This window comes from Bacillus pretiosus (genome assembly GCF_052947655.1).
Genome location: NZ_JBRFUV010000002.1, coordinates 405,634 through 429,962 on the forward strand (window position 1 = coordinate 405,634; position 24,329 = coordinate 429,962).

A 24,329-nucleotide genomic window follows, 5' to 3' on the forward strand; every position below is an offset into this window, starting at 1 on the left:
AAAAGAAGGGATAGAGTAAATGGAACGTTTGAAAGCTATGTGATGGATGGATTACAGTCCAAATGAAGCACGTAGCTGGCAGAGGTGTCATAGTAGTGTTAATCGTTGGCTCAATGACGTTACTATAAGGATTCTTCCGAAGTGTAGCATAGAGGAAAAACCAACGGGAGCGAAGGACACCAGTCGATAATCTAATACTACTTAACTTATCAACGTCCAGACAAGGTTTATCCGAGTAAACAGCTAATTCATGATAACCAACACTTCAATTTTCAGAATGAAGTAGGTGATTCATTGAAGGTACAAAGACGGTTGATTAAATCAGAACATGACCTAACGAAATTAATAGATGAAATGCACTTGGTAGCGAAAGAAGGCGGTCACTTTTTTGGTATTGCAGAAATGTTTACTAATGAAGAAGTTATAAAAACCGCGATTCATAAAATCAAGAGCAATCAAGGAAGCAAAACGGCAGGCGTAGATGGTAAAACGATCGATGATTACTTACAAATGGATAAAGACGAACTGATCAAACTTATTAGTAGTCATATAGAAAATTATGAACCTAAGCCTGTCAAACGAATTTATATTCCTAAAGGCAATAGCAAAACCAATGATAAATCCCAAATGCGCCCACTAGGCATTCCAACCATGATTGACCGTATTATACAAGAATTAGTTAGAATGTTTATTGAACCTATTGCAGAAGCCAAATTCTACAATCATAGTTACGGATTTAGACCATATAGAAGTACTGAACACGCTCTAGCAAGAATGAGGGATGTGGCACGTAGAAGTAAGACTTTTTGGGTTGTAGAAGGTGACATAAAGGGGTATTTCGATAATATTAACCATAACAAGCTAATTGAAATTATGTGGAATATGGGAATAAAAGATAAAAGGCTGTTAGCAATAATTAAAAAAATATTGAAAGCGGGATATGTCGAAAATGGACAATTCCACAAAACGACTAAAGGTACTCCACAAGGAGGCATAATTAGCCCGCTGCTAGCAAACATTTATCTAAACGGATTTGATTGGTTTATTGCTAAGGAGTATGAATTTCATCCTTATACCGATAGATACCAAACACGAAGAGCAGCCTATCAGAAACTTAAAAAGGATGGTCACGAACCTACTTACTTAGTTAGATACGCTGATGATTGGGTAATTCTTACAACAAGCGAGAGTAATGCTAGGAGACTTCTTAGTAAAGCACAGAAATACCTAAAACACAAGATGAAACTTGAATTGTCTACGGAGAAAACTCTTATAACTGACCTTCGTGTCAGACCGGTTACATTCTTATCGTATGATATGAGATTCGGTTTAACAAAAGAGAACAAATATGCTCCGTTACTTTATCCGAACATGAAAGCAGTTAATAAGGCGATAAAAGAAATTAAAAGCTACGTCAAAAAGTTAAGATATAGCCCAAATGATGAATGGTTTGCCACAAATATTGAAAAAATCAATGAAAAGTTAGTTGGCATTAGTAACTATTTCAACAAAGGGATTAGTAAGAAAACTCTTAGCAAAATTGACAACAAAATATTCTGGGGAATGCTGAAGTCGTTTAAATCGTATTTCAAATATGAGAAAAACACTACACTCATGGAAAACCACTATGTACCACTAAATACAGTTGGTAATAGGAGAGTAAGACATGAGAAGTATAATTGGAAAACTTTCGCCATTGAAATAGATAACATTAAAATAGGTGCTACTAAATGTGCGATAACGCCAGTGCAATACTCCAGAAATTTCAACCAAGAAATGACGCCTTTTACCGCTGAAGGTAGAAAATTATATGCGCAAAGGATGGAAAAGACACTTCCACTATGTAGACCAACAATATACAAAGCTGACGAACTTTATATAGCCCATAAAGATAAAAACAGGATAATGACTAATTTCGAGTTCATCATGAATAAGGATTATGCGTATAACAGGGACAAAGGGAAGTGTAGGGCATGTGGATGTTTCTTATATGGAAAAGGAAACTGCCATCATAAAAATCCCAAATTACCCCTAAATGAAGTCAATAAGGTTAATAATTTAATCTCGCTTTGTACAGAATGCCACAAACTCGTGCATAACAAGCAAGCTATCGAAGGGAACGCTAAAAGAGTTAGGTTAATTGAAAAGCTGAGGAAAAATATTAAAAGTTAAGGGTATTACAATGACTATCGCGAGGTGGCTCATTGTCCATAAGAACAGATTACCGATGGCAAGCCGTATGCGGTGAAAATCGCACGTACGGTTTTGAGTGGGGGAAAAGATGGAGATTATTTCAAAGTCTTACCTATCACTATCTGATATTGCTGCAGAAAATTTAGACGAGCTTCTAACAAATGAGGAAAAAGTAATGTATGGTACCACAGTTGTATCAATACCAGGGGTTAAAGTATGGAGAATATTAATTGAACCATTGAAAAAAATGGGAGTTAAACAGGCGACGTTCGCTTTAGATATGGATATGATTACAAATTCAGATGTTCAGCGGTCGTTATTAGAATGTGCCCAAACGCTGTATCAAGAAGGGATAAGTATTAATTATGCAAGTTGGGATATTACTCTTGGAAAGGGGCTAGATGATTTACTGTTAAACGATTATATTCCAGCAATAGAGAAAGTGAGATAAACGCTATTTTAATTGAAATAAGTTAAAAAACATATTAATAGGGGATATAAATGATTAATTACTTTTTTATAGTATAACTAGAATGAGTGATTTTTATCATTTTAGCCAAGAAGAATCCTTCCTCAAAGAACGAGAAGTGAGTAGGTGGGAGATGAATTGGCTTCGGACAAGGGATGGCAGGAAGCCATCTTAATTGTTCGACATACAGAAAGTGTTACTTCGCTACCTATCAAATGTACGTTCGGTATATGATAGGTATATACCGAAATGGAGGTGAATGAAATGATAATCAATAAAGCCTATAAGTTTCGTATCTATCCAAATCAAGCACAAGAAATTCTAATCAACAAAACGATTGGTTGTTCTCGCTTTGTATTCAATCATTTCCTATCCTTATGGGATCACGTATACAAAGAGACTGGAAAAGGCTTGACCTATGGTACATGCTCTGCCAAACTCCCTGCCATGAAGAAAGAGTTTGTTTGGCTAAAAGAAGTGGATAGTATTGCGATTCAGTCGTCTGTTCGCAACCTTGCCGAGGCTTATACACGCTTTTTAAAAAAACAAAACAGCGCACCGCGCTTTAAATCTAAGAAGAACAACGTTCAATCTTACACCACAAAACAAACAAATGAAAATATTGCCGTTGTAGGGAACAAAATAAAGTTGCCGAAACTAGGCCTTGTTCGATTTGCCAAAAGTCGCGAAGTAGAGGGACGTATTGTAAATGCGACTGTTAGACGAAACCCTTCTGGCAGATATTTTGTGTCACTATTAGTTGAAACAGAATTACAAGAACTTCCGAAAACACATTCTTACATTGGAATAGATGTAGGACTAAAAGATTTCGCTATTTTGTCAGATGGAAAACCCTATAAAAATCCGAAGTTTTTCCGATCATTGGAAGATAAGTTGGCGAAAGCACAGCGTGTTCTTTCTAGAAGAATGAAAGGATCTTCTCGCTGGAATAAACAACGAGTCAAGGTAGCTAGAATTCATGAATACATATCAAATGCTAGAAAAGATTACTTGGATAAAATCTCAACTGAAGTCATCAAAAACCACGATGTTATCGGTATAGAGGATTTGCAAGTATCGAATATGTTAAAGAATCATAAGTTAGCAAAAGCAATTAGTGAGGTATCTTGGTCACAATTTCGAACTATGTTGGAATATAAAGCAAAATGGTATGGCAAACAAGTCATTGTCGTATCGAAAACATTTCCTTCCAGCCAATTATGTTCTTGTTGTGGATATCAAAATAAAGACGTTAAAAATTTAAACCTACGTGAATGGGACTGTCCTTCTTGTCGTACACACCATGATAGGGATATTAACGCAAGTATCAATCTAAAGAATGAAGCGATAAGGCTTCTAACCGCAAGGACTGCGGGGTTAGCCTAATCAATTAGAGTTCGATAGAACTCTTTACTTAGGAATCCCCCACTTTCACTTCTAAACGAAGTAAAAGTGGGGGTAGTTCAAACGTGTTCTTGATAGTCATCAAGATTTATATAAATATAATTAGTTTAATCATAAGGGAATGATAGATATTTTAATACCTCAGTAATTTTTTAAAATTTTTAGAATAATTTATTTTACATTTTTTTATAATCCTATATCATATACATACAGGATAAATTTGGAAGAATTTTAGGGCGGAGTTTCGTATCTATGTAATATCAATAGTAGTTTTTAATTACTAAATAATACTATTCATGTATACGAGGTGAAACAAATGGAGAGACGAGTAAACGAGAAGAAAACGAAAGAGCAGTTTTTATATGAAAGAAGAAGACAATTAGAAATAATGGAGGGTATTAGTAGCATCTGCAAAGGATGCGATACTTATATAGAATTGAGAAAAACGAAAGCACATAAAGAAGTGGCCAATACATGCGCAAGGAATTGTAAGTTGATTAGTAACGTACAAAAGGAGACAAAAATGTTTTTAGAAACAATTCGTTAAAAATGAGAAGGGAGGAATAGGTATGAACGAATCATATAGCAGCTTGAATCGCGATGAGTCATTAAATAAAACTATAACACAAGGTTCTACTGCAAGAAGTATTAAGCCAATGGCAAATCTAGAAGAGAACACTTTTGAAATTAAGGAAATTGGGAATTATAAGGTACTATCAAAACAAGAAAGTTTAAAATTATTTCAGCGGTACAAACATGGTGAAAAGGATCTACGTGATTATTTGTTTCATGTGAATGTAGGACTAGTATTATCTATTGCAAGAAAGTACAAAAACAAGCACCCTGATATAGAGTTTGATGATCTGATTCAAGAGGGTAATGAAGGAATGTTACGGGCAATGGAAGATTTTAATCCGGCTTTAGGTTATTGCTTTTCCACGTACGCTTTTTGGTGGATACAAAAAAGCATGTTAGGAATTATATGTAAAAAAAAGTCTGGCCCCTTTAAAATCCCTAATTATGTGAATCAATTTAATTTAAGATATGTCGAGTTAGAAGATAAATATCTACAAATGTACAACAGAACCCCTTCAGTGGAAGAAGTAGCAAAAGAGTTAAATGTAACTAGCGAAACAGTCATTAAGCACAACGTATATTATAAGCGAGCTACTACTATGACTTTGGATGTAGATACAATAAATGAAGATATAGGTATATTAAATCCATTCTATGATGATAGTTCAGCAATTCCGTCAACAAATGAGATGGTAATTGAGGACTTAAATTACGAGATATGGTTAATATTTGATGAAGTATTAAACCCAAAGCAAAAGATGGTACTAAATCTATGTTTTGGTCTTCTAGATGGTAAAGTATATTTGCATAAAGAAATTGCAAAAGCACTTATGATAACAACTGAAAGAGTGTCACAAATAAAGGATGAAGCAATTAAAAAATTGAAGAAATGTGACTATAAAGATGAAATTTTTAATCTACTACATGAAAAGTTGAAAGTAATGGATGAACTTAATATGGGATAAAAATATATATTCATATTTATCGGAATATACAGTATAAAGAGCGTGTTGTATCTTTTTCTATCTAAAAGTTGGAAACAAATTGATGTATTAAGGGTATAACATGTACTTCTAACTAATCACCACTTAACGTCCTTACGGACTGTTTGAAGTGGGAGATTCCTGCGAACACCGATGTATCCACTGGTTATCTTAGCATGCTCTGCCCGTAGTCCCTACAGTGAAAACATAAGTATCTTGTACGTTGACTCACCACGTTTCCTACTTTAGCTTGGTTTTCGCAACTTCGGCAAACGTGGGGCGCAAGAACGTTGAAGATATGAGGTTGGTTGCAACATTTTTCTGCAACCAACCTCATATCTTCAGTTTTCAAAGAGCAATCTGTACAAGTATATGGTAGTAAACATGTTGGCTTATGCCAACCGACATTCATCTCCCGCCTAAAATTGGTGTTTCATACTCTCACATTTTAAGGAAGGAGTTTTCTGGCGGAAAACGATAAACTCAATAGATGGTAAATAAAAAAGGATAAATGGGTGCTACCTATTTATCCTTTTTTTATTTATCATGCTTAAAAAAATAATATTCTCTCTAATTTTCCTTAGTTTTTCTGTAGAAATATCTCATGATTAATTATGAAGGATAAATAATTTAATTACTCTCATTAATGAGGTACTGATAGAAAGGAGGCCATTGTTGTTATATGCAAAATAATAAAAAAAGAAACGTAATTAAAGAAAGGATTAGACAAGAAAAAGAACGACGAGAGCGATTACTAGCAGAGGAAGAAGAACGATATGAGGATGTCTATAGAGATCCAGTAAGTGAGCAAATACAACAAGAGCATTCAGAACAACCGCAGAACCAACGTGAAGAAAGTGTAAATGTAAATTTACCTAAAAATGAATCTTCAAATAGTAACCCAGCTCTTGATTGGATTACTACAATTCAAAAACAGGCAGGCACTTCTGAAAATGATTTAAAAATAGAAGAAACAGAGGAAGAAGCAAGGGAACGTGAAGAAGCGGAATCCCGTAGAAAAGCAGAAGAAGAAGCAAGAAAACAGGCAGAAGTAGAAGCGCGTAGAAAAGCAGAGGAAGAAGCAAGGAAGCGTGAAGAAGCGGAAGCGCGTAGAAAAGCAGAGGAAGAAGCAAGGAAGCGTGAAGAAGCGGAAGCGCGTAGAAAAGCAGAGGAAGAAGCAAGGAAGCGTGAAGAAGCGGAAGCGCGTAGAAAAGCGGAGGAAGAAGCAAGAAAACAGGCAGAAGTAGAAGCCCGTAGAAAAGCAGAGGAAGAAGCAAGGGAACGTGAAGAAGTAGAAGCCCGTAGAAAGGCAGAGGAAGAAGCAAGGGGACGTGAAGAAGTAGAAGCCCGTAGAAAGGCAGAGGAAGAAGCAAGGGAACGTGAAGAAGTAGAAGCGCGTAGAAAAGCAGAGGAAGAAGCAAGGAAGCGTGAAGAAGCGGAAGCGCGTAGAAAAGCGGAGGAAGAAGCAAGAAAACGAGCAGAAGCGGAAGCGCGTAGAAAAGCAGAGGAAGAAGCAAGGAAACAGGCAGAAGCAAAACGGAAGGAAGAAGAGAAAAAACTTGAGGAAGTAAGAAAAAGAAGACTAGAGGAAGAAAAGAAAATAAAAGATGCACAAAAGAGACAAAAAATAGTTGTGGCTAAAAGCGAACCCGAAAGTGATGAAATTAATTTAAATAATGAAAGAAATCAACCAAATGAAACTAAATTTGAACAAGAAGAGAAAGTCGCAATCGATAAAAAAGGAATCTTAAATAATATGAAAAAATATAAGTACGCTATTATAGGAGTCGCATCAATTGTTTTATTAGTAGTAGCAGGTTTTGCCTTTAGCAATATGAAAAATTCACAGGCTGCATCTGCAAATAATGTAAATAGTTTGGAAGTTAATGCGAATCTAATAAATGGGTTAAGGTTATCTGCAGTTCAAAAATATCAAGATGCTGCCTTGAAATTTGATAAAGTCGATTATAAAAAATTAGGAAAAGAAGATAAAAAGGCGGTTTTATTTACGTATCTATTAAGTGGTAAAGCACAGAAGGCAATTGACTTAGAACAAGATTTTGCAGAATCAGTAGTTTCATATTATATAGCTGTAGATAATTTGAAAAAAGTAAAAGAATTAAAAACACAAAATCCACTAATTAATTTTGAAATTGCTGCATTAGATAACAAGCATGAAGAAGTTATCAAATTAAGAGATCAAGTGCCACTAGATGGCAGAAGAGAAGGAATTATTGTTAATAGTTATTTGAAATTAAATAAATCCGAGGAAGCTAAAAAGTTTGCTCAAAAGGTTGGAAATAAAGATTTACTCGAAAAAATTAATAATTCTACACCTAATAGTTCTGCTACTTCTGTAGCAACTATAAGTGCAGGTTAGGTAATAGGGAGGAATTAATTGTGCCTTTAGATTATTCGAAAATTTTAAAGAAAGTGTTACTTACGACTACTGTAACTACCTTAAGTGTTGGGGTAGTTACAGGCTGCTCACTGTTTTCTTCTGAAAAGAAGAGCACTAAAACAGCATCAGTATCTAAAAAGAAAAAGGATAGTGAAAAAGAAAAGAAAAAAGATGAGAAAAAAGAAGAAAGTAAGAATGAACCGACTGAAAATCTAAATACTAATGATTTTGATGAAATCATTGATAATGCAAAACGTAGCTCTGACCAAAATTTAGCCGGTATCATTGAAAATAACAAAACCAAAAAGAAATTTGATGACTTAACAGATTCAATTGCAACCGCAGCTATAAACTCAGATCGAAACTTAGCCTCAGTTATTGACGGTGATAAATCAAATAATCGTTTTTCAGATTTAAATACTTCAATAGCATCAGCAACAAACAATCCTTCTGTCTCGGATAATAAGGATAGTAAGAACTTTGTATTTGGTGGCGATCTAAATATTAATGATGGTGTGGCTATTGCAGATAACTCAATACCTCCAATTAATAATGATAAAAAGCCACCTACTTCGGGTGACACTAGTGGTGGGGAAGTGAAACCACCAACAGGTGGTGAAGGTAATAATGGAGGCGGTACAAAACCACCAACAGGCGGAGATGGTAATGATGGTGGAGGCGGTACAAAACCACCAACGGGCGGAGATGGTAACGATGGTGGGGGCGGTACAAAACCACCAACGGGCGGAGATGGTAATGATGGTGGAGGCGGTACAAAACCACCAACAGGCGGAGATGGTAACGATGGTGGTACAACAAAACCAGAAAAGGATACAGTGGCACCAGTAATTACAGCGAAACAAGGTGTAACTGTTTATGTAGGAGATAGTTTAAATGCAGGAGATTTAGTAGAAGTAAAAGATAATAAAGATCCAAACCCAGTAGTAACAGTGGGAGCGTACGATACAAGTAAAGCAGGGGCAATTCAAGTAACAGTAACGGCAACAGATGCATCAGGAAATAGCTCAAGTACAACAGTAACCGTCAGCGTAGTAGAAAAAGAGGAAGAAAAGGATACAGAAGCACCAGTAATTACAGCGAAACAAGGTGTAACCGTTTATGTAGGAGATAGCTTAAATGCAGGTGATTTGGTAGACGTAAGAGATAATAAAGATCCAAACCCAGTAGTAACAGTAGGAGCGTACGACACAAGTAAGGCAGGAGAAATTCAAGTAACAGTAACAGCAACAGATGCATCAGGAAATAGCTCAAGTACAACGGTAACCGTCAAAGTAGTAGAAAAAGAAGAGGAAAAAGATACAGAAGCACCAGTAATTACAGCAAAACAAGGTGTAACTGTACAGGTAGGAGATAGCTTAAATGCAGGAGATTTAGTAGAAGTAAAAGATAATAAAGATCCAAACAAAGTAATAACAGTGGGAGCGTACGATACAAGTAAGATAGGGGAAATTCAAGTAACAGTAACAGCAACAGATGCATCAGGAAATAGCTCAAGTACAACAGTAACCGTTAAAGTAGTAGAAAAAGAAGAGGAAAAAGATACAGAAGCCCCAGTAATTACAGCGAAGCAAAGTGTGACAGTACATGTAGGGGATAGTCTAAATGTAGGAGATTTAGTAGAAGTAAAAGATAATATAGACCCAAATCCAGTAGTAACAGTAGGAGCATATGATACAAGTAAGCCAGGTACAATATCAGTTCAAGTAACGGCAGCTGATAATGCGGGTAACAGCTCAACTGCAACGGTAACAGTAAAAGTAGTAGAAAAGGAAGAAGAGAAGGATACGGAAGCACCAGTAATAACAGCGAAACAAGGTGTAACCGTACATGTGGGAGATAAATTAAGTCCAGGAAGTTTAGTGAATGTAAAAGATAATAAAGATTCAAATCCATTAGTAACAGTAGGAGCATATGATACAAGTAAGCCAGGCGCAATATCAGTTCAAGTAACGGCAACCGATAAGGCAGGAAACAGCTCAACTGCAACAGTAAATGTGGTAGTTCTTGAGAAAGAAAAGCCAGAGCAAAAAACAGCTGAAACAACATTTAAAGAACAAGGTAATGGATTACTTGCAGCAAATTCTAATGATGTAGCTAAATAGGTTTTTACCAAAATGATAATATGGTAAAAGTAAAGAATCTCAACTACTAGTAGGGATTCTTTTTTTATTAATTAATATACGGAAAATTCTATTATTTTATCTTGTAATGGATTTATACTATTTTCTTAAAACTTCCCAAGTCTATTGAATGGCTTATAGCGTAGAACCGCCTTGCCTTCTATATTATTCAAAGGTATAAAGCCTATTTCTTTAAATCTCCTATCTAAACTTTCCTCACGATTATCTCCTAATACAAAAATTGTATCATTCGGAACCCTATCGAAACCGTAAATACTTTTTAATGAAAAATCAGCTGTCTTACCTTTTGAGTATAGATCTTTTACCACAAGTCCATTTATATAAAGCTGTTTTGATTTATTTCTATTGTATCTTCAGGTAAACCAATTACTCTTTTTATAATTGTTTTATTATTAGAAGTGTTTTCTAGGGGGGAATTAACAACAACTATATCAAATCTTTGCAGAGCTTCTATTGAATGGATGAAGTGATTAATTAAAACCTTATCATTATTGAATAAGGAGTTTCCCATAGAAACCCCAGAAACCTTATATGGAAAAAAAACGAACTGTCTTAGTAAAAGCAAGGTAATACCAATTATAAAGATTGATATTGGAAAAACAGAAATTAGACGTTTTTTCAATTTAAGATCAAATTCCATTCTGAAGGTTTATAATATTCATCATAACGAATATTTAATGAATTAAATATTCTGAATATGGTTGTTTTTGTAGGTGTAATTTGTTAAAATTAAGTATACCTTTTTTAAATTTCGATTTTTTATATCTATAACTACTATAGCCCTTTCGGGGTTTCGATTTTCAAAGATAGTTTAAGTTATTTACTTTTACTTTCTTTTTAAATACAACTCCGAAAAGGGCTTTTTTGCATTTTTTGGAGAACATCACAATGTGAAAGGATGAAGACTTTATGAAGATTAAGAGATTATTTTTAATGTTAGGCGTTTTAGCTATGATGTTTGTTTTTTATAACACCTTTATAAAGGATGAACCTCAAACAGAAGCGTTAACACCAATCAAAGTAGAAGATTTGAAAGAAAAAATTCAATACGATTATTTGTTTGAAGATGAATTATCACAAAATGTGATTAACGACTTAGGAGGGCAATTCAAATTAATATTTGATGATATTGATAAGAATGGCCACTTAACTATTTATCAAAAAAAAGAGAACTAGAAATGTTTTTAGGAAATCATGTAACAACTGTAGAATTAGCTGATGAATTTACATCAGATTATTTTAGTACAAATAAGAATTACAAAGTTACTTATAAAAGTAAACCAAGTCTATTTAATTATGAAAAACCAAGAACTATTACAAAAGTCAAAAAAGGATTGTTTTTGGTAAAACAAAACGGCTTAATTCTGGAATTTAAATATGTACCAGAAATAAATGGATTTCGAGTTTCTGAGATTACATATTTAAAATAAGAAAATATCGGGGGATTTACTATGTTATTACAAATCAGAACTGTTATTGCTGATGCATTAAGAATTGATGAAGAAGTGAATGGTTTTTTGAAGTATTGTGCTAAGCATGGAAAAATAGTTGGAAAAATAACACCAAGCGGATTCATAGAACGTGAACAAGGCCAACCGCTTTTGGTTATGGTAATTGAATATGAAGAGAAAAATTAACTGTAGTTATGAAAAAGATGAGGATTAATTCCTTGTCTTTTTTATTTTCTAAGAAAGGTGAATATATCGAGTATGAAAATAATAAAAAAAGTGGCCGTCTTTAATAACAAAGAATTCTCGAATTCTTTGTTAGAAATGAATAATCGGGAATCAGATGTGGCGGATTTAATGGTCCCATATTATTATTTCTTATTTAAGCGTAAGGTATTGTGGTTAGTACGTGAGACAGGAACTAGAATAATAAACTTATACAACTATGAAAATGAAGAGAATAAAAAAGTAGCATTTGAGATATTGGAATTCTATATTCATCAAAATTGTAGTGTAATCTACAGCATAATTGATGGGAGATTGAAAAAATTAAATAACCATCAGGCTTTAGAATTATTAGAAAGTGTAAAGATATCAAAGAATTTGATTTGTTAACTTGAGAAGTTAAATAACAAAATGAATTTTCTGAATTTAAAGATAAAACAAACTTCAATGTGATATAATTTAGTTGCATTTTTTTCTTTTTCTATTTTTATATCACTAACTATTTATAACCTTTCGGGTTAATGAAATTACACAAAAAGGAACTTTATGTTACTTTATTTCATTGTGTAAACAATTCATTTTCCTGGAAGGTTATTTGTTTTTGCCTGAAAGGGGTGATGCTATGTCATAAGAACTAATTATTAATTAGAAACTGCTGCTGCAATGTTAAAAGTTTTTCCAAAAGGGGTGCATATTATGTTGGTTACAGTAATTGTGTCAGTTGTGGCTGGTATGGTCTCAGGTTTGGCTAGTCATTACATTACAAATAAAAAGTTTTTGTTGCCTCGTAAGAACAAGCTTGCATTTCACCCGGGTTTCTTGGGAGAGATGTTCGTAGGAAGTATTGCTTCACTTGTTGGTGTTGCAATGTTTAATCCTGAAACAATGATGGATATTCTTAAGGTGAGTATTCTTGCTGGGATTTCAGGGCAAGCCTTCCTGCTGCACAATCGCCTGGCAACGGAACAAGTAAAAACCGACGAGATTCAGTCGATTTCAAAGAAATTGAACGAACTCGAAAAAAAGAATAAGGAATAAAAGAGGAGTAATCTGGTATAAATAGAAATAGAGAGATGAGGAGATTTGGTTATGTAACGGCCAAATTAAGAGAGTTGAGTTGAGGTGAGCCCGATGTCTCGAAAGGAAATTTTTGATTATCTAGATGATCAAGAAAAGAAAGATTTAGCAGAATGGACAGAAGAGCTTAAGAATGCTCAATCTAAAAAAGCAGTTAAACTTTATTCAGATAAGATAAAGGAACTGCTAGAAAAGATTGAACAACGAATGATTAATTCAGGAGAGGAAGCAGCGACGGTTAGCTTCTAATTGAATAGCAAGATAAAAAGAGGCTGGTGGAGAATTAATCCATCAACCTCTTTTTATCTTATAAATATAAAAACATTTTCTCTTTATAAAACGAAAGATTAAATAAGTGAGATTGCTGATGAATTTTCATTATTAATATCTATAGCGAGTTGTCCAAAGGGGTAAGAGGCAATGTGTATACCTTCATTTTGAAAGAATATTATAAATGTCTTTGATTACAACAATTATTCGAGGTCGATCAAAAAGCAAGAGAACAAGAAAGAGTTCATTTAATCCAAAACTTTTTCAATTTAGGTGTTTCAGTTGAAATCATAGCGGAAGCAACTTCAGTGAGTGTAGAGGAGATAAAAAGAGTAGTTAATAATTAAGTAATACATATATAAAGTTAATAAAGTTTTAATTCTCACTTTAAAAATATAATAACTATCTATCTTATAAAGGAAATAGAACTTACTGAAGATAACATATGAATGTTTCATAAATGTATCAAAAAAGTGAACAAAATCGTTATTTTGTACATCAAGGTAGTCAGCGTAATTAAATAACTGCTTGTAAAAAAAGAAGCCCCACAGGAAATATTACAGGGCTTCACCAAGTTGAGTTATGTCGTATTCACAAGGGATTTTAACATGATATTTGTGTTGAATGAACTGGTAAATGTGTCCAAGTAATTTGGAGCTATTTTATAAAAAAAGAGAAGCGCTTAATCAGGACGCTCCTCTTAATGCCAATACACAATAACTATCCCATTATAATGTATAAGCGTAAAATATTTAATAATTACCTTCATGGTAAATATTTCATTTTTTATTAGTTTAAAACCTAAAAAGAGCACTTAATAAAGTGCTCTCGTGACGAGATTATCCATTTGTAAAGACTATTTCAATATATAGAGAAAGGAACACAGAATATTATATGTATGCCCAGTTAATTGAGTGCTTTTTACAATCAAAGAGCAGCTAGCAAAAGCTAACTACTCGGTTCTCCAAGGGGGAACAAGGAGAAAATCTAATGTCATCTACAGTATTGACGGAATATTGAGTTTTAATCAAGAGAGATTATATTTTACAAATTAGATTATGATAGCCGATATTCTCCATATTGACCAGAAAAGAACCCAAAATTCTATTGAAATTCCAAGTGTTCTTTTCCTAGTTTTTTGAAATTCTTTTATTAAATAGCCAACAGCACTAATTGCTATAAGAATGAAAAGAATAAGTTCTAGTGTAACTGGCATTTGATCTACTCCTAATCTATTGATTTAATTCAGTATATAACGATTGCAAGATATTTTTTGTGGTTAGTGGTGAAAAATTAAACAAAACCATCTCTTTACGAAAAAAGGTCCTGTTGTCTCCAACAGAACCTTTCCTAAAATGGCAAAGAGTAACTCTTACCTTACTCTTTGTTTATATACTACAGGAGTGTTAATGAAAATCCAAGGCTCCTTATATTGAGAAATAAAGAAGAATCATTCTAAAGAATCTTATCTTTGTTATAAATATAAGAGCAGTTAGCAAAAACTAACTGCTCATCTCCAAGGGGGAACAAGGAGAAAAATCTAATGTCATCTATATTATTGACGGAATATTGAGTTTTATTAACAAGAAACTACGTTTAACTTAATGCATAGCCCACAATCAAAGTTAGTGTTAAAAACACTGATAATAACAATGTTAGTAAGACTGTTGCTACACTCCTAAGCATCGCAATCCAATTATTCATCTTAGAAAATCCTATAATGCCAGCAAAAAAAGTTCCTATTGCTAAAACTAGTAATATAAATAAAGGGTGAATGTGTAATGAATTCGTGGAAAATTTGAATAGTTCAAGTGGAATGTCAAAATATAAACGGAATAGTCCAACGCAAATCAAAGAGCATATAAAGGACCATAGATTGATGTTATGCTTCATTGCTTCCTCCTATGTTATTAAAATATTTCCATTTAATTTTACTGGGAAATTAAAGAAAAAGATAGCGGTTATAAATCGAAATGAATTTTTTAACAAAATAATTCTTTGAATAGAAAGAGAGGAATAACAATGGGACTAGGAAACCGTGGAATGGCATTTGAAATGCTTATCAATCTAGCGAACGAAATGTATCAAAGAGGTGGAGTGGCGCTTATAAACAAGCGTCCGACTCCTGTAAAGGTGTTAAAGAGTAAAGGTGGCCGTGTATTAAATAGATTCTATGAAGCTAAAAGTACAGTGGACTATGATGGCGTTTATAAGGGACGAGCTATTGCGTTTGAAGCGAAATCTACAGAGAATGCTACACGTTTTGATTTAAAGAATATTACACAGCATCAACTAGATTACCTGGAGAAAGCAGAGAAGATGGGAGCGATTTGTTTCTTCCTTATTGAGTTTAGCAAGGACAAGTCGGTATTCGTGATACCACTATCAGTCATTCAATCTTATGTAAGGATGTCTCATCAACCGAAGGGGAAGAAGTCTATACCGAGAGCAGACTTTGGTATTTATGGATACTTAGTAGATCAGACAGAACGAGCGCCGATTGATTATTTACAATACATCGATGAGCAAGGATTTACACCGGTAATAGATGGCATGATTCAATTTGATCAGGACCATACAAGGGTAGCGAATAACATTGAAGCAGCAAAAGAGAAGATGAATAACAAGAAACGTAAATTAAAAAAGGCTTAATGGATAGCGGAACAATGGCTAACAGTGTGGTGGGGGCTGTATTGTAGTCATCATGCCCTTATTCAGTAGTTTGACAATAAAATTTCACGTACCTGATGTGAATATAAAAACCGAAATTTGAAATAGGAGGATTCCAACTTGGAGAGACAATTGACTTTGTCACCGGATATCGATGATAAGAAAGTACAAAAGGACGTAGTAAGCGTATTAAAGGAATACAGAGCACTCAAGATGCGATTCTGCAATGACGTGGAGAAAGAAGGGAACAGTTTGTTTCCTGAGTTACGTAATTCAAGGAATATGAGTAAATGGAAGGTGCAGCAGGTTGAAAAGGCACTTAATAACTTATTAGATGAGGATGAGCGTAATATTGTAGAACGAAAGTTCCTGACAAATGAGAGAGTAAAGGATTCAGATGTTTATCACGATCTATTACCCAAGAAGACATACTTCTATGAGAAGAAGCAGAGTGGGGTTAAGTTGATTGCTACAGCGCTGGGAATAATCTAAGAAGCGCGAACAAAACGCGAACTTTTTGGGGGACTAAATAAAAACGTAAAAATTATAAGCTATTCCTATAAACAGTTCTTTGAAAAAAGAATACGTTTTTGGGATAGCGTTCCCATTATAATAACGTTAATCGGTGACGCGGAGGCGTGGAGAAGGTTGAGAGTTATCTTGACCTTGGAAGAGGAACTTTTACGATTTGTTTTTTTATTTCTCTCCATTAGATATGTGAACTATGGGGAGTTTTGAAAAACTTAACTTTTGAATTACTTAATAAAAAAATATATAATTATATTAATGTTAATATATTAAGTAGTTAAAAATGGGGAAATAAAAATGAAGATTAAATTTGATGTGGTTAAAGATGAAAATTTTGATTTTACTTTATTAGAAACAAAATTGCTGAAAACTTTTAAAGAAGTAGATAATGTAGCAATAATTGAAAAGGTTGAAGATAAAATTTTTGAAAAAGATGATGTGCAAACCCATTTGGCGGAGATTACTATTAATGTTACAGGAAAAAATATTGGATAAAGATCAGCTTCAGCTAGTATATTCATTGTTCTAGAAAGTCTATCAATAGAGCTATTCAATATTAATATTAGTACACATTAAGCATCCAAAATGGATGCTTTTTTCTTTGTTATATAGAAATTACACATTAAAACAGTGAACATTCTAATAAGGCAAGCATATGATGAATCGTGGGACGAGTTATCATATGAGGTGAAACTTGGAGCGCCATACTTATTTGTTGAAGGGTACCTAATGAACGGGTACTCTTTTTATTTTGCACCTTTTATAAGGACAAGCATATATTGGAGTATGGGGTAACCCCACTTCATATATTTGAGCACCTGCAATCGTAAGGTGCTCTTTATTTTGTACAAAATGGTCATTTGAATTAAATGATTATATAAATAGATAGAATCTAATTATTTGATTCACATTTTAATCCAAGGGGTACAAATTCGATGCGGCGTGAAAAGGATTTGTTGAAACAATGGAAGGCGGATTTGCAAGCTTTACAAGAAGAGAAGAGGCTGAAGAAGAAGGATAAGAAAAACAATAAAAAATATAGCATTCCTGGTAATACAGCTGACTTCATGAATGGTAAGAATACTTATCGTAAAAAGAATGAGGTATGGAAGCAAAGAAATAAATGACGTGAGGGTAAATAAATCGATTAAACCAATAGCAATTATCGTAGACGCTGCCGTAATCTAGGTGGCGTCTTGTTTGTTGTTAAGGAAAGATAAGGGGTGAAATGGATTTGAAGCTTAAAGACTAGATAATAATATTATTACTTTAAAATGCAGAAAGTAGACTAGTAAACAAGCTGTTTTTGTTTTTTAGCATAAGATATGATGAATCTTAAAGTTAAGAGGAGGTAATCATATTTATGGGATGTAATTGTAATTTCAGACATTGCAGAGATTGTAATAGATTTTGGAATGATTTAATGTTCTGCGGACGCAGACATAGAGATTGTGATGACCGTCGTTGTAGACGTGACTGTGACTGTGATGAATGTCGTCGTAGACGTAATCATGATCATGATCGTGACTGTGATAAGCGTAAGGATTGGTAAATTCCTATTGGAGAGGGCTTTGAAGAAAAGCGCTCTTTTTTTGTACATGGATTTTCTGGTCTTATTTGTTGAGGAAGGATAAGGACTAACAAAACAAACGAACACAACGGATGGAAATGATGAGGAAGAGTCAGTCGAATTGAAGTCAGATGGAAAAGAGTATGGCTTAACGAAACGCGAGTTAGAGATTTTGAATCTTTTGTCTCAAGGAATCCGTTATAAAACAATTGCTTCGAAACTTTACTTATCAAATGGCACAGTTAGAAATTATGCCTCTACTCTTTATGACAAGCTAGAAGTCAAAAATCAGGAAGAAGCCGTGCAAAAAGCAAGAGATACAGGATTACTCTCGTAAGAGGGAGTGCTGTCATCTGCTAGGGGTACGTGAATTTCAGGGACCAAACTTCAAAAAATGTAATTTGAATGTCTGTTATAGGCGATTTTATAGATTCTATAAATAATGTTTAATTTTTAATAAAGACAATCATATAAAACCCAACATAATCGATCTTATGTCGGGTTTTATAGTGAACATTAGCGTTGTAACCCTTATACATGAGGATGGCCCCCATACCCCGAATCAGTCACATATCCTTGAAAACCACCAGTTAAATACAAACTGAATAACTCATTATTATTTTTAAACATTTTATTATGAAAAAGTTAGAGAATTATCTTAGTTATTAAATAGATTCTGCCTATACTTTAAGTAGAGTCCAATTTATTAAATTTAAATAGTTTATATGCTCATATATAGAATTTTGAAGGGGGTATATTGTAAATGATTCCAACGTCAACATACGTGGCTAAATGGGTATTAGATAACTTAACACTTGCATCAAGACCAAATCAGGGGATCAAACTAAGTACATTTAAAAAGTTAGAGAAACTTTATGTAGAATACAGAGAAATGATTGAGGGAGATACTAGCTTTGAAATCACACATTATTTGCTAGAGTTTATCAATCCCCATAATCTCTTTGTAGTAAGAGAGGGTTACTATATATTTGATAATAAAACAATGAAATTTATTAAAGTATCGGATGATATTCATTTTTCAAATCAAAGCTTAGCGTATTGTAATAATGGAGTTGCAGTGGATTTAATAAACGGAAAAATGCATTTTTTAGAAGGGCATTATTATAAAGTTAAGACCTCATATGTTGATTTATTAAAAGGAGAAACTATCCCTGTAATGGTACTAAGTCATTTAGATAATAATGTTGGAGTATCAGTTCCTTTGACAATGTTTAATGAGGAAAGAACTTTTAAAATTTCAGAGAATTATATAGTTGATCTTACCTCAAAAAATTGTAACAATGAGAGTGAATTTAGTGAAAAGGGAAACATAATACGATTTTTAAAACCTTCTATTGTGTAGTTAAGATATATATGTTAATTAAATTCATAATGAATTTAAGAGGGTGAAAAAATTGTCTTTTGAAATGTATACAGCCTTTCGAGGTAAAGTAATTATAAAGGATGAATATAAAGAATTGGTGGAATTAATAAGTACAGGAAACTGGGAAGAAGAGAATGACTATTATACAAATTTAAAAGGCTATGAATGGTCATTTATAGCCAATCTAAAGAATTACAGAGTTAAAGAACATAACGTAACACCTATTTCATTATTTATGAATGTGATATTAAAAGAAGTAGCAGCACATATTATAAAACTGGAAGTTTGGTATGGTGAATCTGATGGACCAGAAGAATATATTTTTATAAATAATGAATTTATAAAGAAGTTGTAGCAGTAATAGAATATTGCTGCTTTTTTATTTCTTAATAGACTAAAATTATTGTTGTTGGCTTCATATATATTCATTTATAATAGAATATGGAAAAATTTACACTGCAATAATAAAGATTTTATTATACAAGAGCTGGGAGCAGCTCTTTTTATTTTGTTCAGGGGGAGTGTGAAAGAAAAAAGTTTATGTTAGTGACGAAGTTAAATGATCTAATAGAAAATAAAAAATTAGAATTAGTAGAACTGGTAAATAAACATGGCTTTAGTCATATGAAAGTCCTCCATTTAAGTCAGGAAATTGATAAATTAATTAATAAATATATGATTATAAAAAAAGGAACCCTATAAAAGTAGGGTTCAAAGGGAACAGATACATAAAATAAATAAAGAATAATTTAATTATATAAGAAAATTGATACCGTAATATTGAGAAAGTGTAAAACCTTAATTAATTATTTTCGTTTGAAAAGTGATGTGATTACTATTTTAAAATTAAGAATAAATTTAATAGAGAGAGCTGTTTAACGAATTAAGTTAACAGAAGACAATATAGTTAGTAAACAAAGAGCGGAACATTTTGTTAATGAATTAATCAAAAAAGATTAAATGCATCTTACTGCTAGATCTTGATTTCGCAAAAAATTCCGCTTCATTTCCTCCATCCACAAAACCACCAATATTTCTGAAAACCCCACATTCACCAGGTCCTAAATATCGTACGCCTACATAATCATTATAGCTATCAGGATCGTACTCCCATAATTCAACTTTTAACTTACTAGTTGAACCTACTTCAGCAGCTCGGCAAATCTTGTAATCTCCACCAGTCGAGGCATATACATAACTTTCAGCACCATTTGAATATAGCGTTTCTTCTCCTAAGTAATCCCATCCAGAACTAAAAGGCTCTATTGTGTTTGCAAATGTAGAAGAAGGGACCAACATTACTAACAACGTCGTTACGAATGCCATCATACTCATTTTTAATTTTTTCATTCTTATTCCGCCCTATTTTTAATTGAAATTTATTGTTCTTCACATAATACATAAAATATTTTGTTTTGTTGCAAATAAATGAATGCTTTAAAATAATGTTGTTTGAAAACACTTCTATCCATATGTTAGGGGTAACTCCACATTGCTATTTAGCTAATAGGGGTCTCGCGCGATCAAGCTAAGGTTTTTAATTACCCTCTAAACGAAAAATTAATTTCTCTATAGTTGTTAATTTTAGGGAATTAGTTCTTTTTTTATTTTTGAGGTGTTGACTTTTCTTAAGTTGATAGGCATGTGGCAGTACCCCACATCCATCAACTTAAGGATTCAGACTATTCTTGAATTTAAAAGCACGTTACTATTTTCTTATGTTAATGAGAAAGGATGACGTGCTTTTTATGAATATGAACCAAAAACAAGAGTTATCTTTATTTGCCGAAGAGTTATATCGATATATGTCTCCCGCTACACTTAATCAATTAGCTATAGAAGCAGGCGGAATGAAACGAAAGCGCAAGTGCCACGGGCACCATTTCTTATCTTTGTGTGTATGGTTAAATCAACAAATCGCTACTACCTCTCTTACTCAACTTTGTAGTCAATTAGAAACTTCAACAGGAATTTTATTAAGTCCGGAGGGACTTAATCGACGATTTAATTCGGCTTCTGTAGCCTTCTTTCGCACTGTATTTACTACACTTCTACAAGCTAAAATTGGAGGAGTATCTAAGATTTCTCATTCCCTTTCTTCTTATTTTGAGCGAATTCTCATCCTTGATTCTACAACCTTCCAGGTTCCAGATCGATTCGCAACTACTTATCCTGGTGCCGGAGGATGTAGCCATACAGCTGGTGTAAAAATTCAACTAGAATATGACTTGTTGAGTGGAAAATTTTCTGATGTGGAAATTGAACCAGGAAAACGAAGTGATCAGGCATATGGTGCGACTCGAACAGGTATGGCACAAAAGAATGGACTATATATTCGTGACTTAGGATATTTTCGTCTACAAGACTTTAAGTCTATTCAAGATAAGCAGGGATATTATTTATCACGTCTTAAGTTACCAACTAAAATATATAGAAAAGAATTTGAAACAGTGGTATTTAAAACAAAACCCGCTCAATTAAAACCGATATATATACAAATTCATTTGGAAGACATCATGAAACAATTAAAGCCTGGCCAAGTGTATGAATTACATGATGTATATGTAGGGAGTAAAGACAAACTACCTACTCGTATTGTAGTTTATAGATGTACCGAGGAGCAAAAACAGAAACGTCTACGTGATCGAACTATTCGTGAAAAGAAAAAAGGAATTACATATACAGAACGTACAAAACTTTTACAAGGTATTACGGTATATATGACAAACATTCCTACGGAATGGGTACCAAAAGAGAAAATTTATGATCTATATTCACTACGTTGGCAAATTGAGCTGTTATTTAAAATATGGAAATCTTGGTTTCAAATTCATCGTTGTAAATCTATTAAACAAGAACGATTAGAATGTCATCTTTATGGGCAACTCATTAGTATTCTATTATGTTCTTCTACTATGTTTAAAATGCGAGAACTCCTGTTACGTAGGAAACAGAAAGAGCTAAGTGAATATAAAGCGATGTATATAATTAAGGATTATTTTTTACTTCTTTACCAAGCATTACACAAAAACACCCAAGAATTATCAAAGGTTCTCCTTCGTCCGTTTAACCTCCTACAGCACAACGGACGAAAATCTCATCGATATGAGAAAAAGACAGTCTTTGATATTTTGGGTGTTGTTTATGAGTATACCACTTCTACTCATCAGGTAGCATAGTAAAAAAATTGAAGCCCGCCAGGGTTTATTTGATATGCCCACTTTTATAAAATCTATAAAAGATAATAAAAAACTATATGGGAAGACCGTATTTTGTATAAAAATATACCTTAAGTTGATGGATGTGTGGCAGTACCCCATCGCTATCAAGCTAAGCTTATGCAAAGTCAATTTTAGACGAGATTGTTTCTTTTTCCTAAAGGGCAAGTATAGGTGATTTAAAGATTTGCATACGAAATAAACCCTATCGGGTTTCACTTTTTTGAATTAAGCGGCTTGATTATCAGACAGGGTACAATTGTAAACGACACTTAATATATCAAAGACTGTTTTTTTCTCATATCGATGAGATTTCCGCCCGTTTTGCTGTAGGAGATTGAACAGGCGAAGTAACACCTTTGATAGCTCTTGGGTGTTTTTTTGTATAGTTTGGAATAGAAGAAGAAAATGGTCTTTAATCATATACATGGCTTTATACTCACTAAGCTCTCGTTTTTTCTTCATGAGGAGCAATTGTCGCATTTGAAACATGATAGAAGAACAGAGTAGAATGGCAATCAATTGACCATATAAATGGCACTCCAATCGTTCTGGTTTTATCCTTTTACAATGATGAATTTGAAAGAATGACTTCCACGTTTTAAATAAAATTTCGATTTGCCAACGCAAAGAATACCAGTCATGTACCTGTCCCATCGGGACAATATCTGTAGGGGTGTTTGTCATATATACATTGATACCACTGAGTCGTTTACTACGAGGAGAATACTTCATTCCTTTCTTTTTTTCTCTTACAGCTTGATCTTGTAATCGTTTTTGTTGCTGTTGTTTTGTTAATCGATGAACAATTACACGAGCTGGCACTTTATCAATCATTCCTACATAAGCATCAGCTATTTCACATGTTTGTCCTGGTTGAAGGGAGTTCATTAACGTCTCCATATCTATCTGTATATACTCTGTACCTTTCTTAATTCTTCCATCTTGAAAATAATCAGGGCTAGGATTTTTTTGATACATACGTGTATTCGACTTGATACGAGAGATATAGTAGGCCTCTTTATCTTGTATATATTGAAGGTCTTTTAAATGAAAATAACCTAAATCTCGGATACATAAATCATTCGCTGTCACAGTTGGGGCACACAGAGAGCCGTAAGTGCGATCATGTTGTTTACCTGGACCTGTATGAATATGTAGGAACTGTCCACTTAACAAATCATACTCAAGTTGAATTTTTATCCCAGCTGTATGGCTGCATCCTCCTGCACCTGGATAAACCGATGAAAATACATCCGGGAGTTGAAATGCAGTTGAATCTAAAATACGAATACGCTTGAAAACAGAAGTGTATGGAGAAGAAATCGGCATAGATGCGGCCAATTTTTTGCTTAGTAGTTCGGCTAGTAGGTGTTGTAAAAGTTGGACGGCCGCCTTATTAAACCGTTGATTCAGTCCTTCAGGACTGATGAGTACTTCCGTTGATGCTTCTAAACAGCTAGATAACTGAGTTAAAGAAGTCATAGCTACATTTTGGCTCACCCATACACATAAAGCGACTAAATCTTTTGCTTGGTACTTACTAGTTCGTTGTACAAAACCAACATCTCTAGCAAGATCCCGTAAGGTATTTGGAGATAAAAAACTTTGAATCTCTTGAGCAAATAGTTGTAATTCATCAGACACAGAAACAGACATAAAAAACGCCACCCTTTCCTATGATTCTACAGAAAGAATAGCGTATTTTTTCATTTTAGGGGGGATTTTGTTTTATTAGCTTGATAGTGATG

22 protein-coding genes and 5 pseudogenes are annotated in these 24,329 nt (G+C 33.7%); 22 read left to right on the forward strand and 5 right to left on the reverse strand.

From position 1 onward, the window contains the following. The first annotated feature begins 294 nt into the window (after positions 1-294). From ltrA to ACU8YW_RS29105, 7 genes and pseudogenes are all read left to right on the forward strand, one after another. Entirely contained in the window at positions 295-2,172 is a 1,878-nt protein-coding gene (gene ltrA, locus ACU8YW_RS29075; RefSeq protein ID WP_426934656.1) for a group II intron reverse transcriptase/maturase, read from the forward strand. A 103-nt stretch (positions 2,173-2,275) separates the two neighbouring features. After that, positions 2,276-2,644 (forward strand): annotated as a pseudogene (locus ACU8YW_RS29080) (DUF3854 domain-containing protein); the annotation flags it as partial. Positions 2,645-2,926: 282 nt separating this feature from the next. After that, positions 2,927-4,048 carry an IS200/IS605 family element RNA-guided endonuclease TnpB gene (tnpB, locus tag ACU8YW_RS29085; RefSeq protein WP_426934657.1) on the forward strand — a complete coding sequence of 374 codons (1,122 nt, stop codon included), beginning with the start codon at positions 2,927-2,929 and terminating at the stop codon, positions 4,046-4,048. Positions 4,049-4,382: 334 nt separating this feature from the next. Continuing rightward, a complete protein-coding gene (locus ACU8YW_RS29090; protein ID WP_353841944.1) occupies positions 4,383-4,613 on the forward strand; it encodes a hypothetical protein in 231 nt (76 codons plus the stop codon). A 22-nt stretch (positions 4,614-4,635) separates the two neighbouring features. Further along, positions 4,636-5,607, forward strand: coding sequence for a sigma-70 family RNA polymerase sigma factor (locus tag ACU8YW_RS29095; RefSeq protein ID WP_426934658.1), 972 nt, complete (start codon positions 4,636-4,638; stop codon positions 5,605-5,607). Between the two features lie 700 nt (positions 5,608-6,307). After that, positions 6,308-8,005: a hypothetical protein gene (locus ACU8YW_RS29100; protein ID WP_446894136.1), complete on the forward strand. Its 1,698-nt coding sequence runs from the start codon at positions 6,308-6,310 to the stop codon at positions 8,003-8,005. Between the two features lie 20 nt (positions 8,006-8,025). Beyond that, entirely contained in the window at positions 8,026-10,149 is a 2,124-nt protein-coding gene (locus ACU8YW_RS29105) for an adhesin (protein WP_426934660.1), read from the forward strand. A 125-nt stretch (positions 10,150-10,274) separates the two neighbouring features. Here the strand turns inward: ACU8YW_RS29105 and lepB are convergent. Further along, positions 10,275-10,828, reverse strand: a pseudogene (gene lepB / locus ACU8YW_RS29110) (signal peptidase I). Between the two features lie 269 nt (positions 10,829-11,097). On the opposite strand from lepB, the pseudogene ACU8YW_RS29115 reads away from it, so the two are divergent. The 5 genes and pseudogenes from ACU8YW_RS29115 to ACU8YW_RS29135 all read left to right on the forward strand — a co-directional run bounded on the left by ACU8YW_RS29115 (position 11,098) and on the right by ACU8YW_RS29135 (position 13,187). Continuing rightward, positions 11,098-11,618 (forward strand): annotated as a pseudogene (locus ACU8YW_RS29115) (peptide ABC transporter ATP-binding protein). Between the two features lie 21 nt (positions 11,619-11,639). Continuing rightward, the gene (locus tag ACU8YW_RS29120) at positions 11,640-11,825 is read left to right on the forward strand and encodes a hypothetical protein (RefSeq protein ID WP_088062789.1); all 186 of its coding nucleotides are present in this window, start codon (positions 11,640-11,642) and stop codon (positions 11,823-11,825) included. Positions 11,826-11,897: 72 nt separating this feature from the next. After that, positions 11,898-12,251: a hypothetical protein gene (locus tag ACU8YW_RS29125; RefSeq protein ID WP_306008713.1), complete on the forward strand. Its 354-nt coding sequence runs from the start codon at positions 11,898-11,900 to the stop codon at positions 12,249-12,251. Between the two features lie 306 nt (positions 12,252-12,557). After that, positions 12,558-12,899 (forward strand): DUF4257 domain-containing protein, encoded by a 342-nt coding sequence (locus ACU8YW_RS29130; protein ID WP_330939196.1) that lies wholly within the window; start codon positions 12,558-12,560, stop codon positions 12,897-12,899. A 93-nt stretch (positions 12,900-12,992) separates the two neighbouring features. After that, a complete protein-coding gene (locus ACU8YW_RS29135) occupies positions 12,993-13,187 on the forward strand; it encodes a hypothetical protein (RefSeq protein WP_426934661.1) in 195 nt (64 codons plus the stop codon). A gap of 1,072 nt (positions 13,188-14,259) precedes the next feature. On the opposite strand, the gene ACU8YW_RS29140 is transcribed toward ACU8YW_RS29135, so the two are convergent. Both ACU8YW_RS29140 and ACU8YW_RS29145 read right to left on the reverse strand, forming a co-directional pair. Further along, positions 14,260-14,424 (reverse strand): hypothetical protein, encoded by a 165-nt coding sequence (locus ACU8YW_RS29140; protein WP_088123255.1) that lies wholly within the window; start codon positions 14,422-14,424, stop codon positions 14,260-14,262. 380 nt (positions 14,425-14,804) lie between these two features. Beyond that, positions 14,805-15,101 carry a hypothetical protein gene (locus tag ACU8YW_RS29145; RefSeq protein ID WP_426934662.1) on the reverse strand — a complete coding sequence of 99 codons (297 nt, stop codon included), beginning with the start codon at positions 15,099-15,101 and terminating at the stop codon, positions 14,805-14,807. A 129-nt stretch (positions 15,102-15,230) separates the two neighbouring features. Between ACU8YW_RS29145 and ACU8YW_RS29150 the strand changes: the two genes are divergently transcribed. The 9 genes and pseudogenes from ACU8YW_RS29150 to ACU8YW_RS29190 all read left to right on the forward strand — a co-directional run bounded on the left by ACU8YW_RS29150 (position 15,231) and on the right by ACU8YW_RS29190 (position 20,062). Next, entirely contained in the window at positions 15,231-15,860 is a 630-nt protein-coding gene (locus ACU8YW_RS29150) for a Holliday junction resolvase RecU (protein ID WP_426934663.1), read from the forward strand. A gap of 138 nt (positions 15,861-15,998) precedes the next feature. Then, positions 15,999-16,370, forward strand: coding sequence for an ArpU family phage packaging/lysis transcriptional regulator (locus ACU8YW_RS29155; RefSeq protein WP_426934664.1), 372 nt, complete (start codon positions 15,999-16,001; stop codon positions 16,368-16,370). A 333-nt stretch (positions 16,371-16,703) separates the two neighbouring features. Continuing rightward, positions 16,704-16,982, forward strand: a pseudogene (locus ACU8YW_RS29160) (hypothetical protein). 359 nt (positions 16,983-17,341) lie between these two features. Further along, a complete protein-coding gene (locus tag ACU8YW_RS29165) occupies positions 17,342-17,533 on the forward strand; it encodes a hypothetical protein (protein ID WP_088064891.1) in 192 nt (63 codons plus the stop codon). Positions 17,534-17,769: 236 nt separating this feature from the next. Then, the gene (locus ACU8YW_RS29170) at positions 17,770-17,958 is read left to right on the forward strand and encodes a hypothetical protein (RefSeq protein ID WP_088610551.1); all 189 of its coding nucleotides are present in this window, start codon (positions 17,770-17,772) and stop codon (positions 17,956-17,958) included. A gap of 109 nt (positions 17,959-18,067) precedes the next feature. Beyond that, a pseudogene (locus ACU8YW_RS29175) lies at positions 18,068-18,313 on the forward strand (response regulator transcription factor); the annotation flags it as partial. A gap of 426 nt (positions 18,314-18,739) precedes the next feature. Then, positions 18,740-19,339, forward strand: coding sequence for a hypothetical protein (locus ACU8YW_RS29180; protein WP_426934665.1), 600 nt, complete (start codon positions 18,740-18,742; stop codon positions 19,337-19,339). Positions 19,340-19,403: 64 nt separating this feature from the next. Next, a complete protein-coding gene (locus ACU8YW_RS29185) occupies positions 19,404-19,715 on the forward strand; it encodes a hypothetical protein (RefSeq protein WP_097890072.1) in 312 nt (103 codons plus the stop codon). Between the two features lie 185 nt (positions 19,716-19,900). Further along, entirely contained in the window at positions 19,901-20,062 is a 162-nt protein-coding gene (locus ACU8YW_RS29190) for an aspartyl-phosphate phosphatase Spo0E family protein (protein WP_097890037.1), read from the forward strand. Between the two features lie 240 nt (positions 20,063-20,302). Here the strand turns inward: ACU8YW_RS29190 and ACU8YW_RS29195 are convergent, their stop codons facing one another. Beyond that, positions 20,303-20,710, reverse strand: coding sequence for a YndA family protein (locus ACU8YW_RS29195; protein WP_000734339.1), 408 nt, complete (start codon positions 20,708-20,710; stop codon positions 20,303-20,305). Between the two features lie 398 nt (positions 20,711-21,108). Between ACU8YW_RS29195 and ACU8YW_RS29200 the strand changes: the two genes are divergently transcribed. Further along, entirely contained in the window at positions 21,109-22,539 is a 1,431-nt protein-coding gene (locus ACU8YW_RS29200) for an IS4 family transposase (protein WP_426934666.1), read from the forward strand. Between the two features lie 267 nt (positions 22,540-22,806). Here the strand turns inward: ACU8YW_RS29200 and ACU8YW_RS29205 are convergent, their stop codons facing one another. Continuing rightward, positions 22,807-24,237, reverse strand: coding sequence for an IS4 family transposase (locus ACU8YW_RS29205; protein WP_446894068.1), 1,431 nt, complete (start codon positions 24,235-24,237; stop codon positions 22,807-22,809). Between the last annotated feature and the right edge of the window lie 92 nt (positions 24,238-24,329).